The sequence below is a fragment of the Bacillus sp. FSL M8-0350 genome, from assembly GCF_038593345.1.
Taxonomy (GTDB): Bacteria; Bacillota; Bacilli; order Bacillales; family Bacillaceae; genus Bacillus; species Bacillus safensis.
Genome location: NZ_CP151985.1, coordinates 3,570,723 through 3,586,220, shown reverse-complemented (window position 1 = coordinate 3,586,220; position 15,498 = coordinate 3,570,723). Strand labels below are relative to the sequence as shown.

Genomic DNA, 15,498 nt, shown 5'->3' with positions numbered 1-15,498 from the left:
TGTGGTTGATAACAGAGGGGAAGTTCATGAAATTCTGTTAATCCTCATTACATGCTGCTCTCTAATCACGTTTAGAAGGGTTGCCAGATTAGAGAAGTATAAAAATAAGTTAAAAAGCCAATTTATACCTTACTGAGATTGAATAGAAGAACACAAGAAAAGCCGGCTGAGCAGCTGGCTTTTCCTTATGAATCAGTATCCATATGCATGCCTGTATGTGCCTTTACTTGAATTTCCGTAAAGGTGTCTTCATCTGCCTTTTCAGACGAGAATATCGTGCCTAAGTAAGCGGCAAGAAATCCGAGTGGAATCGAGATAATCCCAGGGTTCGACAGCGGGATGAGCGGATCTCCTGTGAAGATGGCTGCTCCCGATGGGTCCCAGACGCTTGGACTGAGCGAGACGATAATCAGTGCGCTCAGAAGACCTGTTAAGCTTCCTGCGATGGCACCCGTAGAGTTAAATCGTTTCCAAAAAACAGTGAAGATAATCAAAGGTAAATTCGCACTTGCTGCCACTGCGAAGGCAAGAGACACAAGAAAAGCGACGTTTAAGGACTGGGCAAATAATGCAAGAATGATAGAGAGGATCGCCACGCCGATGGAAGCAAAACGTGCCGCCTTCACCTGCTCCCGTTCACTCGCTTTTCCTTTGCGGATAATCTGACTATAAAAATCATGCGCAAAGGCAGACGCGGCGGATAGGACGAGACCCGTTACCACCGCCAAAATAGTCGCAAAGGCAATAGCGGAAACAAAGGCAAATAACAAATCTCCTCCAAGAGCTTGAGCGAGCAGTGGAGCGGCCATATTTCCTGCTGCATCTGCTGCTGTGATCGCTTCTGTTCCAACAAATGCAGCAGCGCCGAAGCCAAGGAAAACCGTCATTAAATAAAAAATCCCGATGATCCAAGTAGCTGAAAGAACCGATTTTCGCGCAGAAATCGCATCCTTTACTGTATAAAAACGGATCAAAATATGTGGCAAACCGGCTGTCCCAAGCACTAAGGCGAGGTTAAGAGACAAGGTTTCTAAAGGCACATCATATTTATTTCCCGGGTGAAGAAATGCCCCACCGAGCGGGGTCGCTGTTTTCATCTGTTCAAACATCTTCAGCAGACTAAAATCAAACTTTGCAAACACAAGCAGAGAAATAATTAACGTCCCAAGCATGAGAAGCACAGCCTTTGTGATCTGTACCCAGCTGGTCGCAATCATGCCGCCAAACACGACATAAATGGTCATCAGGACACCCACGATCAGTACCGCAATCCAGTAATCAATGCCAAGAAGCAGTTTGATTAATGCACCTGCCCCAACAAGCTGTGCAATCATATAAAAAGTAGAGACTGTAATGGTATTAAAGGCGGCAACCCCTCGAATGGCAGGGCGCTTAAATCGTGCAGCGATCATATCGGCCATCGTATATTTCCCCAGATTTCTAAGCGGTTCAGCCACAACGTAAAGAACGACAAGGTACGCTACTAGAAAACCAATGCTATAGAAAAAGCCGTCAAATCCGTTTAACGCGATCATGCCAGCAATCCCTAAAAATGATGCAGCAGACATATAGTCTCCAGCAATGGCAAGGCCGTTTTGAAACCCAGTCAGACCTCCGCCTGCTGTGTAAAAATCACTCGCATTGCTAGTTTTTTTCGCAGCAAAATATGTGATGACCAAGGTGAGCCCTACGATCGCAACGAACAAAATAAAAGCGGTCATGCTCATTCGTCATCACCTCTTGATTCATTTTTTAAAGCGCTTACATAATTGTCGAACTTAGCTGCTTTTTTCGCATAAAGTCCACATAAAACCCAGGTCATAACAAATTGTGTGAGGGCGAATAACCAAGCCCATGAGATCGCGCCAATTGCCGGCGTGTTCAAAAAGGTGAAGTAGGATGTAGCAACCGGAAGTGAAAAGTAAAAGAGAAAAAAGAAAATCGTCATCGGTACGATAAATCTGCGTTTTTCCTCAAGAAGTTTTCGAAAATCCTCTGAAGCGGCAACCTTCTTATAATGAACTTTTTTGTCTGCCATTGTTTCCTCCTTTGTACGAATTAGGGACAAGGTACTCCAATGCATATGAGACGATCTGGCTGTTTATGACAGTATATCATAAAAAAGGCACCCGAAAAGGGTGCTGAGCCTGATCAAAACATGAATTTATATTGAGGTATTGTGTTAAGTCGAGAAGGGGCAAAAATTCTATTAGACGAAATAGCATCTTTGGAAGAGTGAAATCTAGAAAGGTGACTGACCGTCTTGTAGATGCAATACGGCATTTTTTGGTAATATATGATAAAATTGTTTAGGTAATTAATGGGTTGACCCTGTTGTTGTAGGGGGAAGGCAATGGTTAAGACAATATCAAGAAATGACCCGTGTTTCTGTGGTAGCGGGAAGAAATATAAAAAGTGTCATAGTGACATTCATCCTGAATCAAGAGCTGCTCGGCTTATCCAGACATACAGAAAGTACGAACGAAAAATAGAAGATTATCAAAAATCAACAGGTAATATTCCTCCATGTCAAAAGGGGTGTTATAACTGCTGCTATGAGGACTTTTCTATAACTGAAATTGAGTTTGAATTTATTATGCGTGAGTTGAAGACTTGAAGCAAAGATCGAGTAGAAAAAATATATGATACTGTTTTAGATCAGTGTGAAACAATTAAAAATGAACGACCTGACACCTGGAGAAAATTTAGAGGTATATGTCTCGAAAGACGTTGGCACAATACTTGTTGAACAATTGAAATAGCTTTATAAAAAGGGTGTTTTGAAGTCGAGGATCAAGGAGAAAATCGTATTATGGAATATAAATTAGTGCCGGTACACGCCGATGGAACAGGTCGCGTGCTGAAAACTTAATTGAAACATACAAGGATGGTATGTTAGAGAAAGATGATAAAAATTCATTCCAGAGAGGTTTTCAACTGTGCCTTATAGATTTCGGATATAAAATAATGGAAAAGTGGAATTCAACACAAGAAGCCGTAAATGGCTTCTTTTTTTATGTAAAAAGGGTTGTTTTACGAGGAGAAGAATGAGAGGGCTTACCGATCGTCTGCACGCTGCAACACTTTCTATACGCTTACCACTATTAATGCAGAACCAAAATATTTTCAGGAATTTCAAAAATTTTGTGTTGAAGTCTTATATTAAGAGTAAGCAGGCTCTTACTGGAGCCTGCTTTTTTTATTTATTGTTGCTTAACAGTAATTTTTAAGGTATTTTTACAGTATATGCTAAGTCGACAAACATAATATTTACGCCTACATCAACTTTCTTATATTTGTTTTTAACTGCCCATGCAACCGCACCAGAAGTTCCAGCAGTAATAGCCGCAGCGGCTCCGGCACCCCATGGTCCAGCAGCAGCAATTTTGCTTGTGTACCAACCGATATATCCGGCTGCAAATCCACCTGCTACTATGGCGTTCATGCTTCTAACTTTCGGTCCTAATTTGAGGTGTAGACCTACAAAACCATAAGCCTGCATGTCACCTTTTTTCTCATTCTCTTCAAAGCTAAATTCTTCTGATTTCATAGAAGTCATTAGTTGACTGTCGTGTTCTGAAATTCCCATTTCCATAAGGGTTCCTTTATCAGCTGTAAAATGAGTATTTCCATCCTTATCTAATTCGAAGTAATTAGATAGTTTCTCTGCTAATTCCAATTGTTTTTTATCTACACTGACTGGAGGGGTCTCATTATTACCTTGACTGGCATGACTAATCATTGGAGAAGAGAAACCAAATGTAATAGTAAGCACACATAACATTACTAGAAATTTTTTAAACATACGTACCACTCCTATTTGTTTTTTTGGGTAACGCATACATGATATTTCCTTCTATTGGGGTGGAATACTTAGAGGTTAAGGAGAGTAATAAAATGTATTTATTCTTATTCACTTTGATTTATTGTGTAATCACACACATTTTTAATTTGTCCTATGAGTTTTCTTTTGGGGTGTATTTTATAGGTCTAGGTTTGATCAAAGGACTTTCCAGCGGGGAAATTAAAGACATCTTTAATTTCAAAAAGACAAGGGACGTGTTCAAAGAAAACAGATTTATAGATTCTTTGATGGAATTGTTTTCTTTGATAATAGTGTTTATTAATGCATACATAATTGATTATGAACCATTCTCTCCCTTTGAGTTTGTTTATACTTTTTTCTTGATTGTAATTCTATACAGATTCCTATTTTGGGGAATCATAAGAGAGTCAAAAAAATGGTTGCATAATGAGGCATAGGAGTCATGGACTTATAAGAATCACTCACTTTCTTTGATATATTTTCATGCTACCATTTATTTCTTGATAATTGGTAATGTGATGGAAATTTTCTTTTTGGGTTGCGGTGACCGCAATATAGGTTCTTTTATTTAAGGAGAATTTATGATGACTGTAATACCAGTATTGATGATGTTAATTAGTGCTTCATATTTTGCTGTTTATATGATAAAACGTAAAAATAATAAAAAAAAGAGATGGGTTATAAAGTTGTTTTTGCCGTTGTTTTCTTTTTTACTGAGTGTCCCATTCATCAATATGGTCATCACTGGATAATAAAGAACAGGCTAAAGAGCCTGTTTTTTTTGTTTCTAAAAAAACATAGCGCCTATTTCAAACCACCAAGAGCGTTCATGTTCGTTTTAAGCACCTTTATTTATGCTCGGGTATTTCCATAGTGTGATGCTTCAAGAACGCTTATATGGGATTTAAATGCGTTAACTGCTGCGATAGCATCTAAAGATTGATATGTCTTGTGTCCTACTTGCTTACAAAGTGTTTGCGTCATGCCGAAAACTTTACATATGAATGGAAAAATAGGATTTTATTAGTAATTATTGTGCTAACATTTATTAAAAATTGGTTTTCTAGGGGGGATTGTAGATGGCGTCTATACCGTCTCCAGTTGTAGCGATCAAGATAAATGAATGGTATAAGCATATAAAAAGATTCAATGTTAAAGAGGCCCATATGCTAAGGGAAGAGATTAGAAAAGATATAGATGTCATGGAAGAAGATGAACAGGCGGTTCTTTATTTTCAGCTGATGGAGTTCCGTCACCAATTGATGACAGACTATGTGCAGCCTTCTAAAGAACCACTTGAAAAATCGGATTACTTGAAAGCTGTAGAAGGACAAGGAAAGAAGATGTCAGCCATTCTTGAATACTATTTTAATTTTTTTCAAGGAATGTATGAATTCAAAAATGGTGAGTTTATTAGAGCTATTGTGTTCTATAAGCGCGCGGAAAAGCGCCTGGAGCAAGTAGGGGATGAGTTAGAAAGAGCGGAATTTTACTACAAATTATCAGAAGTGTTTTATCACATGAAACAGACACACGTGTCTATGTATTACGTTGGTCTTTCTTATGATACCTATAAGGCACATAAGAGCAATTCACTTTATATGATTCGAGAAATTAATTGTCTAACTGTTATGGCAGGTAATTTCATTGATTTTGAATGCAGAGAAAAGGCGCTTCCTCATTTATTGTCAGCTTTAGAAAGATCTAAGGCAATTTCTAATAAGCCAATGATTGTGAAGTCATTATTTAATATTGGTTGTTGTTATAAAGGATTAGGTGATTTTAATAGGGCACTAGCTTATTTTAATCAGGTTATTCTTGAAGGAGAGCCTATTCATGCTACAGAGTTGCTTTTGGTTTATTATGAATTATCTTTATTTCATTTGAGTCAAAAGGAATTTATTGAGGGAGAAAGATTTTTCAAAAGAGGCTTGGAAGAAGCGAAGAATAGAAAAAATGATCTGTTTTTATCGTTGCTGATGGTATTGGAAAATTTATTTTTAAAAACAGCAAACCTAAGTGAGGTCTTGAGCTCGTTGGAAAAATTAGAGAACGAGAGGGGTTATCCATACATAGAAGACCTAGCGCTCGAAGCGGCTCGGTACTATAATGAGAATGGGCGTATGGATGAATCTGTAAAAATGTACGAAAAAGTGATGTACGCCCGAAAACAAATCCAAAGGGGCGACTGTTCATATGAATTTTAAAACGGTTCTTACTGGTTTTTTGAGTGCTTCAGCATTGCTAGGTGTGATCTCATTATCATCTGTCGATTTTGATGTGAATTCAAGAAATGCTACTTCTCCAGAATCAACTGATCTGACAGTAAGAAATGCTACAGGCAGTAGCGTTACTACTCAAGATTTCCCTCTTATAACTTTATCTCAACATGATAACGATTTTGCTGTGAGGAATGGAACCCGTTCTAGTGTAAATCCGGATATTCGTTTTGGAACACGTGATTCTAGATTATCTACTTGATGAATCAAACAGACCTTTAGGGTCTGTCAGGCTGTCGAGAAAATCTCGACAGCTTTATTTTCCCGGAAAGGTTATCGGTTCTACAAATCAGATCCGAAAGCATGTGCTCCGTGTCCTTTTCTTGAAAGCTGCACAAGATCTTAAAAGCACCAAAAGACCCATTCTCACCTAACATCATGACGTGGAAAATAAAAAAGAATGTAGAAAAACATGAGTTTCTCTACATTCTGGGCACCCGAAAAGGGTGCTTTCTATCGATAATTTGCAAGAAATGTTTGTCTCGCTTTTTCATACGCTTCCGCATCAAAATGATCTCCGCATTTATGAATGCACCAAGGCTCTTCTTGCCTCACAATCCCAACCTCATAGCCCTTCTGAGTGAATTCAAAGGACTGCGAAACATCATAAAAATGAAAGCCATCAAAGAGATCCTCACGCCACTTCACATCATACTGCGTCGCCATGAAAAGACCATCAATGGCCGCAGCTTTGATATAATCTTGCGCTTCGGGCTGCTGACGGCCTCTTTCAAACGAAAGCAGCTGATAGGTGTCGTGACGATATTCAATGACTTTTCCCCTGCAATCAGAACTCTCCCACCAAATTCCATTGTCAGGCACGCTTTCTGCTCCAATCACTCCAACCATGCCAAGTGATGGGTTTTGTAAAAAAAGCGGGATGAGTTCAAGCAGCATATGCTGTTTGACAATCAAGGTATCCTGATGAAGATAAAATTTAAACTGAGCTGGATGAGTGATGGCTTCATTGTATGCAGAGGTCATACTTGATGCCTGTCTGATGGGTAAGACCTCCACATGGTATCCATGAGGGGACGGAAGTGAAGCGAGCTGCCGGAAGCAAGCTTGAAACATCGATTCATCATTCACACATAAAACAAACAGAATCGTCGGATTACTCATGAAATGGAACCGCCTCGACCACATATTGATAGGCTGTAGCTGCCTCGTGGAAATCAGAACGAATGCCGTGTTTCATGAGTAATTCATGTAGATCATTCAACACGCTTGCATAGGAAGGATGCTGTACGCGAATGGCCTCGAATTCGCGAATGCGAAAACCCGCTGAATGAAAGAGTGCATGTATTTCGTGAAGGGTGAAGAAACGTAAATGTGTTTGATCCATTAACCCTGCATCTGTATAAGTAAATCTGCCGGCTAGTAATTCTAAAACCGTTGAAATGTGGCCGATATTTGGAATAGATGACAGGATGGCACCCTCTTTTTTAAGGAAGGGTTTCACCTTTTTTAAAACGGCCCAAGGGTCCAATAAATGCTCGAGGACGTCTCCGAAAATCATGCAGTCAAATTGTTCATGTTGATAAGGGAGAGCCAGCTGTTCAATATTTCCGCAGAGAACATGATCCAGCTCTTGTTCCGCCTCTTTTGCTGCATCTTCAAATGACTCAATGCCATAAATGGTCCGGCCCTTTTGTTTCAGGACTTTTCCAAGCTTGCCTGTGCCGCATCCGATATCCAACAAAGACGTCCATTCCGCGCGGATACGGCTGACGATGACCGGGTTTACCCCATGATAATACTGATCCTTTTTTTGGTGATAATACGAAAGGGAACCTGAACTCACGCTCTACCCACCTTTCTGCTTTAAACTCATTGTTTTCATGCTTAATATATGGGTGGGCAGCTTGGTTTTATAACGAGAGAAGGACAATTTTCATGAATGGCGGCTAAAAAGGAATCATATAAAGAACAGGAAACGGACTGTCCTCCTAATATAGAAAGACAGAACCCCATTGAGTGGAAGGGATTGGTATGGAGAGGTGTTCAATTATTGTAGCGTATCGTCATGAAAGGATTTTCAAAAGGTCAATTGACAGGTCAGAACTTATAGCCAAAGCAGTCTGAAAGACAAAGGATAACGGCGTTGATTTACGGTTTGTTTATCATCTTCTGATCACCGTTGGATGTTAAAAAAGCTTGTATTTCTTCGATGCCTAGTCCAATTTTTTTCGCTTCCTGAATCAAATAAACCCACTCTTCGTCAACTCTTCTTTTCACTTGCGTATCCATAATATCCTCCAGTTCAATAAGACATATTCACTGCAACCAATGACTTGAACAAACCGTCTAGTAACTGTACGTGTGGTTGAAAACAGCGCAAAATAAATTTTGTCGAAAAATGATGACATTTAACCTATTTTGTAAAATCTATCACTACCACGTCCCTAAAAAAATGACTAAAAAACCCATAAATATTGAAATCTTACTTCTAATAATAAACAATTGTAAAGTCAGTTGAAAGATTATAAATTAAAATAATGATAAAGACCTAAAACATTTGACTCATATAAACCGATTGCGTTGACATTTGCCATCGAGTAGAACAAATTTCATCTTTTCCGGACATACATATTGTTCGTTTGGGAAGTTCTTCTCAAGATGGTATTCTAAAAGAAACAGAAACCACCAAGAAGGAATGAAGAAAGACATGTATAGCCTTTTTCAAAAGTATCAAGAAGTTGTCATGTATCTTGTGATGGGTGTGTGTACAACCATTGTCAATATCGTCAGCTTCTATTTATTCGTTGAGATGTTTTCCATGGATTACAAAACAGCTACGGTTGTTTCATGGGTATTTGCTGTTCTCTTTGCTTATATCACCAATAAGAAGTATGTCTTCAAGCAAAAGGCTCGTGACACAAAAAGCCTCATGCGTGAGCTTTCTTCATTTTTTAGTGTCCGTCTCATGTCTCTAGGTGTAGATCTGGGGCTGATGATTTTATTTGTGAGCCAAATGGCGCTCAATGAAACCGTCGCAAAAATTCTCGTCAACTTTGTGATTGTGGTGGTCAATTATGTCGCCAGTAAGTGGTTCGTCTTCAAGAAAACAAAAGAAGATGCGATTTAACACATAAAAAAGATAGGTGATGTGAAATGAGCAGCAGGCCAGACGACTTATATGATGCCATATATCAACAAACAGAAAAGCAGCATGAACAAGTGCTGAGGCTAGTCAAAGAAATGACCGCACATCCAGAAGCGTTTTCGGAACAAGAAAAGGAAAAGATCAACCGAATGGACATTGCGCTTCAAACGGCAACGGACATTTTAGAAAACTTAATGACCCCTGATACGCAAATGACGATTGTTTTAAAACAAGGAAGAATTCATGTTGATCTGTCAAAAGCGTAAAAGAAGCAGCCAATGATGAAGCGGCTGCTTTTTATTATGCATCGCTTGTTTCCCGCAGTTGCTTTGGAGACATGCCGATTTTCTTTCGAAAGACTTTATTCAAGTAATTCGCATTTCGGTAGCCGCACTGTATGGCGATTTCTTCAATTGAGTATTTCGTTGTTTTTAATAATGTTTCCGCCTTCTCTAACCGGATATTGGTTAAGTAATGAATAGGTGTGAAGCCAGTGGCCTTTTTGAATTCCCTCGTAAAATGACTTTTGGATAAACGTGCCGCAGCTGCCATATCGTCTGGGCCAATTTCCTCGTGAAAATGATGGCTGGCAAACAAGGCCGCTTGGACGATGGGCTCAGGCCATTTTTCCATTTGTCCCTCAAGCTTTGGCAAATATGAATACAGTTCCATGACAAATTGATAAGCAAGGCTAGACCCCTCAAATGGATTGGTAATCCGTCTTTCACTGGCTTCATCATAAATTTTCTTCAGCAGGCGGATCGGCTTGGAATGAGGATGAAAACGCATGACCTGCTTTCCTTGATCTATAAATTGGTCAAAGCAAAGATCACAGGCTTCCCCATAAAGCGTCAAATAGAGAAATTCCCAATGCTCACTGTCCTCTGGAAAATAATATTGATAGGCACTTGGACTTTTCACAAGAAAGGCCTGCCCCGGCAAGACTTTGAACCGCTTTTGTCCGATTTCAATCATGCCGTGTCCAGACAGTGTGAGCTGAAAGATGCACTTGCCCTGATCCTTCCGCTCCACGCCATTCCAGCTGTATAACGAAGATGATTGAACCTCCCAGCCAACAGACCATATTTGTGCCGGCAATGTAACATCAGAATGGTGAAAACGAAATGCAAATGCTTCCTTCTTCAAATTGGAAAACCTCCTTCACAGCAAAAAACAACCTTTTTCTATTTTGAATCATGTTACACCTCATATCACATCGTACCATTCACAGCAAAAAAAGGGTATTTTTTAACGATTTTTTTACCATTGAACTTACGCAGTTCAGGCAACTAAAATAAGAGTATCAGATGAGAAAAGGGGAATGGATATGATCGATATGTTACGCGCGGCATTTCACCAGCAATTTGGGGATAAAGAAGAAGAACTTCGCTATTTTTTTGCCCCGGGAAGAGTGAACTTGATTGGTGAACATACAGATTACAATGGAGGTCATGTATTCCCTTGTGCGCTCACTCTCGGTACATATGCAGCATGTGCAAAGCGGTCAGATGGCCGCGTGAGAATGTATTCCTTGAACTTTGATGGCGATGGTGTGAAAGAATTCGACCTTTTTGAAATCGCTTACTTAGAGTCGGATGGCTGGGCGAATTATCCGAAGGGCGTGTTCAATCAGTTTATTGAAGCAGGGATGAAGATAGAAGAAGGCTTTGACATTGTATACGGCGGCAATATTCCCAATGGCGCAGGCCTGTCTTCCTCTGCCTCCATCGAGCTTGTCACCGCCGTCTGCATCAATGAATGGCATTCATTCGGCGTTTCAAATGCCCGTCTTGCCCTCCTTTCGCAGCGTGCAGAAAATGAATTTATTGGCGTCAATTGCGGCATCATGGATCAGTTTTCAATTGCTCTTGGAAAAGAAGATCACGCCATTTTGCTTAATTGCGATACCCTTGATTTTCAATACAGTCCGTTTCGGCAAGAGGGACTGGCGCTTGTCATTGCCAATACAAACAAAAAGCGGACACTGGCAGACTCCAAATACAATGAACGCCGGTCAGAGTGTCAATCAGCTTTAAACGATTTACGAGAAGAAATCGACCTTGCCCACTTATGTGAGCTCACGGCAGATGAATTTGCCGAGCATGCCCATTTGATTCAGGATGAAACATGCCGCAAACGTGCAAGACACGTGGTGACAGAAAACGAGCGGACCATAAAAGCAGTCAAATTTCTGAAAGATGATAAAATGGAAGAAATAGGTGCGCTTATGAAGGCTTCTCATCTCTCTTTAAAGAATGATTATGAAGTGACTGGATTTGAACTGGATACTCTGGCAGAAGCCGCTTGGCTCCATCCTGGAACAATTGGCTCCCGTATGACGGGCGCGGGTTTTGGTGGCTGCACGATCAGTATTGTGAAAGAAAAGCAGCTGGCATCGTTTATAGAAGAAACGGGAGCGATTTATCAAGAGAAGACGGGCATTCAAGCCTCTTTTTACACAGCTGGAATTGGAGGCGGCGCAAGAGAACTCAAGAAGGAGGAAGTGTAATGACAATTTTAGTGTGCGGGGGAGCAGGGTACATTGGCAGTCATGCGGTAGCGGCTCTTTTAGCGAAAGGTGAACAAGTGGTGGTAGTGGATAATTTGCAGACAGGGCACAAAGAAGCCGTTTTGGAGGGAGCTGTTTTAGAAGAGGGAGATTTACGAGATCAAGATTTTTTAAGACAGGTTTTCAAAACGCATCAAATAGAAGCGGTGATGCACTTTGCCGCAGATTCACTTGTCGGCGAGAGTGTAACAGACCCGCTAAAGTACTATGACAACAACGTTGGAGGAGCAATAGCCTTACTTCAGGTGATGAATGAATTTGATGTGAAACACATCGTTTTCTCTTCAACCGCTGCCACATATGGTGAACCAAAGCGAGTGCCGATCGTTGAAACGGATGAGACGAATCCAACCAATCCTTATGGAGAAACGAAACTAGCGATTGAAAAAATGCTGAAGTGGTCTGAGCAGGCATATGGAATGAAATACGTTGTGCTTCGCTACTTTAATGTAGCTGGCGCTCATACAGAAGGACTTGTCGGAGAGGATCATCAGCCTGAGACACATCTCATTCCGATTATTCTGCAAGTGGCTTTAGGAAAACGAGATCAGATCATGATTTACGGTGATGATTATGAGACAGAGGATGGCACGTGTATTAGGGATTACATTCATGTCATGGATTTAGTAGACGCGCACATCTTAGCTGTTGATCGTCTGCGTGCTGGAAAAGGAAGTGCAACATACAACTTAGGGAATGGCACTGGTTTCTCCGTGAAGCAGGTAGTAGATGCTGTTAGAAACGTTACGGGGCATGCGATCCCAGCACAGGTCGCTGACAGACGCGCGGGAGATCCAGCAAAGCTGATTGCTTCTTCTGAAAAAGCGCTGCAAGAATTAGGGTGGACACCTCAATATGCTGACCTTCACACCATCATTCAAAGTGCGTGGGATTGGTTTCAGAAGCATCCAGACGGCTACCAAAGTAAATAACGCATAACAGGCAGGCAAGAGAGGGGACAGAGAGAATGGCGGTTGATATTTTTGAAAAACTGGAACAGCTGATTCAATACGGGATCAATCAAGAGATGATCACACGACTAGATATGGATTATACGAGAAATCGGCTGCTTGAGGTGCTTGGGCTGGATGAAGCTGAGCCAAGGACAGTCTCAGGGGAGGCGGAGCTTGAAGACATCTTAATGCCGATGCTGGATTGGGCAGTTGAGACTGGCCTTATCCCTGAGGGGACGGATACGTATCGCGATTTACTAGATGCGAAAATCATGGGATGCTTGGTGGCGCCTCCAAGTGTCATCTACGCAAAGTTTGAAGAGAAGCGCCAGCATGAAGGGCCAGAGGTTGCTACAAGCTGGTTCTATGAAATGCAGCAGCACGCACACTATATTCATACAGGCAGAATCGCCAAAAATGTGCAGTGGTTTACACCAACAGATGATGGCGTGCTGGAGATCACAATCAATCTATCAAAGCCGGAAAAGGACCCAAAAGCAATCGCTGAAGCCAAAAAGCTTAGTCAAAAACAATATCCTCTTTGTCTCCTTTGTAAAGAAAACGTTGGGTTTGGGGGGCGCATCAACCATCCAGCGAGACAGAATCACCGGATCATTCCTGTGACACTCTCAGATGAATCTTGGTTTCTACAATTTTCACCTTATGTGTATTACAACGAGCACTGCATTGTGTTCAAAGGCGAACATGAGCCGATGAGCATCACCAAAAAGACCTTTGAACGATTGCTTTCTTTCATATATATATACCCGCACTATTTCATCGGATCGAACGCCGACCTTCCGATTGTCGGGGGCAGTATATTAAGTCATGACCATTTTCAGGGCGGTGCGCATGAATTTCCGATGGCGAAAGCGGAGGTGGAAGAGGTCTTTTCTCTGAATGCCTTTCCGAATGTGAGGGCTGGCATTGTGAAATGGCCGATGTCTGTCATCCGCCTTCGAAGCAGCGACCGGCAGACGCTTGCAGACGCTGCAGACTTTATCTTAAACGAGTGGAAAATGTATTCAGATGAAGAAGTGGAGCTGCTAGCTCATACAGGAGAGACGCCGCATAATACCATTACACCAATTGCACGCCGCCATGGAGATGACTATGAATTAGATCTAGTGCTGCGCAATAATCGTACAAACAAGCGGCACCCAGATGGAATTTTCCACCCGCACGAAGAAGTCCATCATATTAAAAAAGAGAATATCGGATTAATTGAAGTGATGGGTCTTGCAGTTCTTCCTGGTAGATTAGCAGAGGAATTAAGTCAATTAAAAGAAGTGCTATTATCCAAAAACCCCCTTGAAGAAATCAAAGCCCGCCCTGCTATCACGAAACACGAAACATGGGCAAAGCGTCTGCTTGAAGAGAATACCTTTACAGAGGACAATACAGAAACTATTTTACAAAAAGAAGTCGGTATGATTTTTTCTCGTATTCTCTCACAGGCGGGTGTGTTTAAAAGAACCGAGCAAGGGAAAACAGCTTTTAAACGTTTCATTCATACACTCATATAGGCAGGTGATTAGATGATTGAACAAGTAAGAACATTAATGGAAGAAAAACAGCTCGACGGTGTCTTGATTCAAAAGCGTAATAACTTCTCCTGGCTGACAGGAGGGAGAAGAAATCACATCGTGTTAAATACACCAGAGGGCGTGTGCAAGCTGCTTGTGTTAAAAGACGACATCGTCCTCATAGTGAATCAAATGGAAGAAAAGCGGATCATTGAAGAAGAGATGGCGTATATCGATCACCCCTTTCAAGTGGTGACGATGGATTGGTTTGAGGATGATACGGCACACATTCAAACACTCACAAAAGACAAACGGATCGGGTCAGACATTCAAATGGATGGATTCGAATGGATCGAGCCGGATTTGTCGCAAGTTCGATCCATTCTTTCTGCATCACAGCTCCGCCAATGTGAAACGCTTTGTCATGAAACAGCGGTCATTGTAGAGAGTGTTTGTAAAGAAATCGTTCCAGGACAGACGGAGCACGAAATCGCTTCGCTTGCGGCTCAAAAAGCGATCGCGCAGGGAATGACGATTGAAGTGCTGCTTGTAGCAACAGATGACCGGATTCATCAATACCGTCATCCAATTCCGACAGACAAAAAACTTCAAAAGCATGCGCTTGTTGTTCTTTGCGCTGAACGGCATGGACTCGTGGCGAATGTCACAAGGTCTGTTTACTTCGGTCAGCTTCCAAAGGAGCTTGAAGAGAACAAAGAGCGGCTTGCAAGAATTGACACGGTCATGAATGCTGCCACGCGCCCTGGTAAGACATTGGGAGATGTATTGAAAGCAGGTATTGCTCAGTATGAAAAAGAGGGCTTCCCTGATAGCTGGAAAAAGCTTCATCAAGGGGGAAAGACGGGCTTTGTATCTAGAGAAATCATTGCAGTTCCCTCATCGAAGGAAGAAATTCAGCTGCATCAAGTCTTTACTTGGAATCCTTCATTGCCTGGATTGAAATCAGAGGATACGATGGTCGTAGAGAAAGAGGGGAACCGCTTTTTAACCTATACAGGCAAGTGGACATACATTGATGTTGAACATGAAGGGGACATCTATAGACGCCCTGATATTTTAGTGAGAGAGGAATAACTGCAGAGTGCCGGCGCTGAGCCGGTTTTTTGCTGGAAGTCATTTGGCGGGATTCCACATATTCATCATAATTGTCAATTCTTAACGCGCATAGTCAGAGGATCGATACTTTCTTTTCTTGTTAACTTGCGTTAAAATAAGTAA

General features: G+C 41.3%; 16 protein-coding genes. 9 read left to right on the top strand and 7 right to left on the bottom strand.

What is annotated here, in order from left to right; genetic code table 11:
- Positions 1-185: 185 nt before the first annotated feature.
- Together NSS80_RS18685 and NSS80_RS18680 are read right to left on the bottom strand one after the other, a co-directional pair.
- Complete coding sequence (locus tag NSS80_RS18685; RefSeq protein WP_041115397.1) at positions 186-1,727, bottom strand: cation acetate symporter; 1,542 nt, start codon at positions 1,725-1,727, stop codon at positions 186-188.
- Positions 1,724-2,038 carry a DUF485 domain-containing protein gene (locus NSS80_RS18680; protein ID WP_034281315.1) on the bottom strand — a complete coding sequence of 105 codons (315 nt, stop codon included), beginning with the start codon at positions 2,036-2,038 and terminating at the stop codon, positions 1,724-1,726. Before NSS80_RS18680 ends, NSS80_RS18685 begins: the two co-directional genes overlap by 4 nt.
- Positions 2,039-2,353: 315 nt before the next feature.
- Here NSS80_RS18680 and NSS80_RS18675 point away from each other — a divergent pair, with 315 nt between their 5' ends.
- The gene (locus NSS80_RS18675; protein WP_051627325.1) at positions 2,354-2,617 is read left to right on the top strand and encodes an SEC-C metal-binding domain-containing protein; all 264 of its coding nucleotides are present in this window, start codon (positions 2,354-2,356) and stop codon (positions 2,615-2,617) included.
- Positions 2,618-3,226: 609 nt separating this feature from the next.
- Here the strand turns inward: NSS80_RS18675 and NSS80_RS18670 are convergent.
- Positions 3,227-3,805 carry a hypothetical protein gene (locus tag NSS80_RS18670; RefSeq protein ID WP_317221757.1) on the bottom strand — a complete coding sequence of 193 codons (579 nt, stop codon included), beginning with the start codon at positions 3,803-3,805 and terminating at the stop codon, positions 3,227-3,229.
- 1,100 nt (positions 3,806-4,905) lie between these two features.
- On the opposite strand from NSS80_RS18670, the gene NSS80_RS18665 reads away from it, so the two are divergent.
- Positions 4,906-6,033 carry a Rap family tetratricopeptide repeat protein gene (locus NSS80_RS18665; RefSeq protein ID WP_144496442.1) on the top strand — a complete coding sequence of 376 codons (1,128 nt, stop codon included), beginning with the start codon at positions 4,906-4,908 and terminating at the stop codon, positions 6,031-6,033.
- Positions 6,023-6,307, top strand: a complete 285-nt coding sequence (locus tag NSS80_RS18660) for a hypothetical protein (RefSeq protein WP_041115399.1) — start codon at positions 6,023-6,025, stop codon at positions 6,305-6,307. The genes NSS80_RS18665 and NSS80_RS18660 overlap by 11 nt, the downstream gene beginning before the upstream one ends.
- Before the next feature lie 251 nt (positions 6,308-6,558).
- Here the strand turns inward: NSS80_RS18660 and NSS80_RS18655 are convergent, their stop codons facing one another.
- From NSS80_RS18655 to NSS80_RS18645, 3 genes are all read right to left on the bottom strand, one after another.
- Complete coding sequence (locus tag NSS80_RS18655) at positions 6,559-7,227, bottom strand: glycosyltransferase family protein (RefSeq protein ID WP_317221758.1); 669 nt, start codon at positions 7,225-7,227, stop codon at positions 6,559-6,561.
- Positions 7,220-7,909: a class I SAM-dependent methyltransferase gene (locus tag NSS80_RS18650; protein WP_317221759.1), complete on the bottom strand. Its 690-nt coding sequence runs from the start codon at positions 7,907-7,909 to the stop codon at positions 7,220-7,222. The genes NSS80_RS18655 and NSS80_RS18650 overlap by 8 nt, the downstream gene beginning before the upstream one ends.
- Before the next feature lie 305 nt (positions 7,910-8,214).
- Positions 8,215-8,355: an anti-repressor SinI family protein gene (locus NSS80_RS18645; RefSeq protein ID WP_008345506.1), complete on the bottom strand. Its 141-nt coding sequence runs from the start codon at positions 8,353-8,355 to the stop codon at positions 8,215-8,217.
- A gap of 454 nt (positions 8,356-8,809) precedes the next feature.
- Between NSS80_RS18645 and NSS80_RS18640 the strand changes: the two genes are divergently transcribed.
- Both NSS80_RS18640 and NSS80_RS18635 read left to right on the top strand, forming a co-directional pair.
- The gene (locus NSS80_RS18640) at positions 8,810-9,193 is read left to right on the top strand and encodes a GtrA family protein (RefSeq protein ID WP_012011676.1); all 384 of its coding nucleotides are present in this window, start codon (positions 8,810-8,812) and stop codon (positions 9,191-9,193) included.
- A 26-nt stretch (positions 9,194-9,219) separates the two neighbouring features.
- On the top strand, positions 9,220-9,477 hold the full coding sequence (locus NSS80_RS18635) for a hypothetical protein (RefSeq protein ID WP_041115405.1): 258 nt from the start codon (positions 9,220-9,222) through the stop codon (positions 9,475-9,477).
- Between the two features lie 34 nt (positions 9,478-9,511).
- On the opposite strand, the gene NSS80_RS18630 is transcribed toward NSS80_RS18635, so the two are convergent.
- A complete protein-coding gene (locus NSS80_RS18630; RefSeq protein WP_024423841.1) occupies positions 9,512-10,357 on the bottom strand; it encodes an AraC family transcriptional regulator in 846 nt (281 codons plus the stop codon).
- A 175-nt stretch (positions 10,358-10,532) separates the two neighbouring features.
- On the opposite strand from NSS80_RS18630, the gene NSS80_RS18625 reads away from it, so the two are divergent.
- The 4 genes from NSS80_RS18625 to NSS80_RS18610 are packed head-to-tail and all read left to right on the top strand — an operon-like array spanning position 10,533 to position 15,354.
- The gene (locus NSS80_RS18625) at positions 10,533-11,720 is read left to right on the top strand and encodes a galactokinase (protein ID WP_317221760.1); all 1,188 of its coding nucleotides are present in this window, start codon (positions 10,533-10,535) and stop codon (positions 11,718-11,720) included.
- Complete coding sequence (gene galE / locus NSS80_RS18620) at positions 11,720-12,712, top strand: UDP-glucose 4-epimerase GalE (RefSeq protein ID WP_041115409.1); 993 nt, start codon at positions 11,720-11,722, stop codon at positions 12,710-12,712. The genes NSS80_RS18625 and galE overlap by 1 nt, the downstream gene beginning before the upstream one ends.
- A 35-nt stretch (positions 12,713-12,747) precedes the next feature.
- Entirely contained in the window at positions 12,748-14,259 is a 1,512-nt protein-coding gene (gene galT, locus NSS80_RS18615) for a UDP-glucose--hexose-1-phosphate uridylyltransferase (RefSeq protein WP_041115411.1), read from the top strand.
- Positions 14,260-14,271: 12 nt separating this feature from the next.
- A complete protein-coding gene (locus NSS80_RS18610; RefSeq protein WP_342498381.1) occupies positions 14,272-15,354 on the top strand; it encodes an aminopeptidase P family protein in 1,083 nt (360 codons plus the stop codon).
- The last annotated feature ends 144 nt before the right edge of the window (positions 15,355-15,498 follow it).

What these genes read in the sequence shown, in the direction of transcription:
- NSS80_RS18680 (WP_034281315.1), bottom strand. Translation starts at nt 2,038, where the DNA reads ATGGCAGACAAAAAAGTTCATTATAAGAAGGTTGCCGCTTCAGAGGAT.
- NSS80_RS18670 (WP_317221757.1), bottom strand. Translation starts at nt 3,805, where the DNA reads ATGTTTAAAAAATTTCTAGTAATGTTATGTGTGCTTACTATTACATTT.
- NSS80_RS18660 (WP_041115399.1), top strand. Translation starts at nt 6,023, where the DNA reads ATGAATTTTAAAACGGTTCTTACTGGTTTTTTGAGTGCTTCAGCATTG.
- NSS80_RS18635 (WP_041115405.1), top strand. Translation starts at nt 9,220, where the DNA reads ATGAGCAGCAGGCCAGACGACTTATATGATGCCATATATCAACAAACA.
- NSS80_RS18610 (WP_342498381.1), top strand. Translation starts at nt 14,272, where the DNA reads ATGATTGAACAAGTAAGAACATTAATGGAAGAAAAACAGCTCGACGGT.
- galT (WP_041115411.1), top strand. Translation starts at nt 12,748, where the DNA reads ATGGCGGTTGATATTTTTGAAAAACTGGAACAGCTGATTCAATACGGG.
- NSS80_RS18685 (WP_041115397.1), bottom strand. Translation starts at nt 1,727, where the DNA reads ATGAGCATGACCGCTTTTATTTTGTTCGTTGCGATCGTAGGGCTCACC.
- NSS80_RS18665 (WP_144496442.1), top strand. Translation starts at nt 4,906, where the DNA reads ATGGCGTCTATACCGTCTCCAGTTGTAGCGATCAAGATAAATGAATGG.
- NSS80_RS18625 (WP_317221760.1), top strand. Translation starts at nt 10,533, where the DNA reads ATGGATATGATCGATATGTTACGCGCGGCATTTCACCAGCAATTTGGG.
- galE (WP_041115409.1), top strand. Translation starts at nt 11,720, where the DNA reads ATGACAATTTTAGTGTGCGGGGGAGCAGGGTACATTGGCAGTCATGCG.
- NSS80_RS18645 (WP_008345506.1), bottom strand. Translation starts at nt 8,355, where the DNA reads ATGGATACGCAAGTGAAAAGAAGAGTTGACGAAGAGTGGGTTTATTTG.
- NSS80_RS18640 (WP_012011676.1), top strand. Translation starts at nt 8,810, where the DNA reads ATGTATCTTGTGATGGGTGTGTGTACAACCATTGTCAATATCGTCAGC.
- NSS80_RS18655 (WP_317221758.1), bottom strand. Translation starts at nt 7,227, where the DNA reads ATGAGTAATCCGACGATTCTGTTTGTTTTATGTGTGAATGATGAATCG.
- NSS80_RS18675 (WP_051627325.1), top strand. Translation starts at nt 2,354, where the DNA reads ATGGTTAAGACAATATCAAGAAATGACCCGTGTTTCTGTGGTAGCGGG.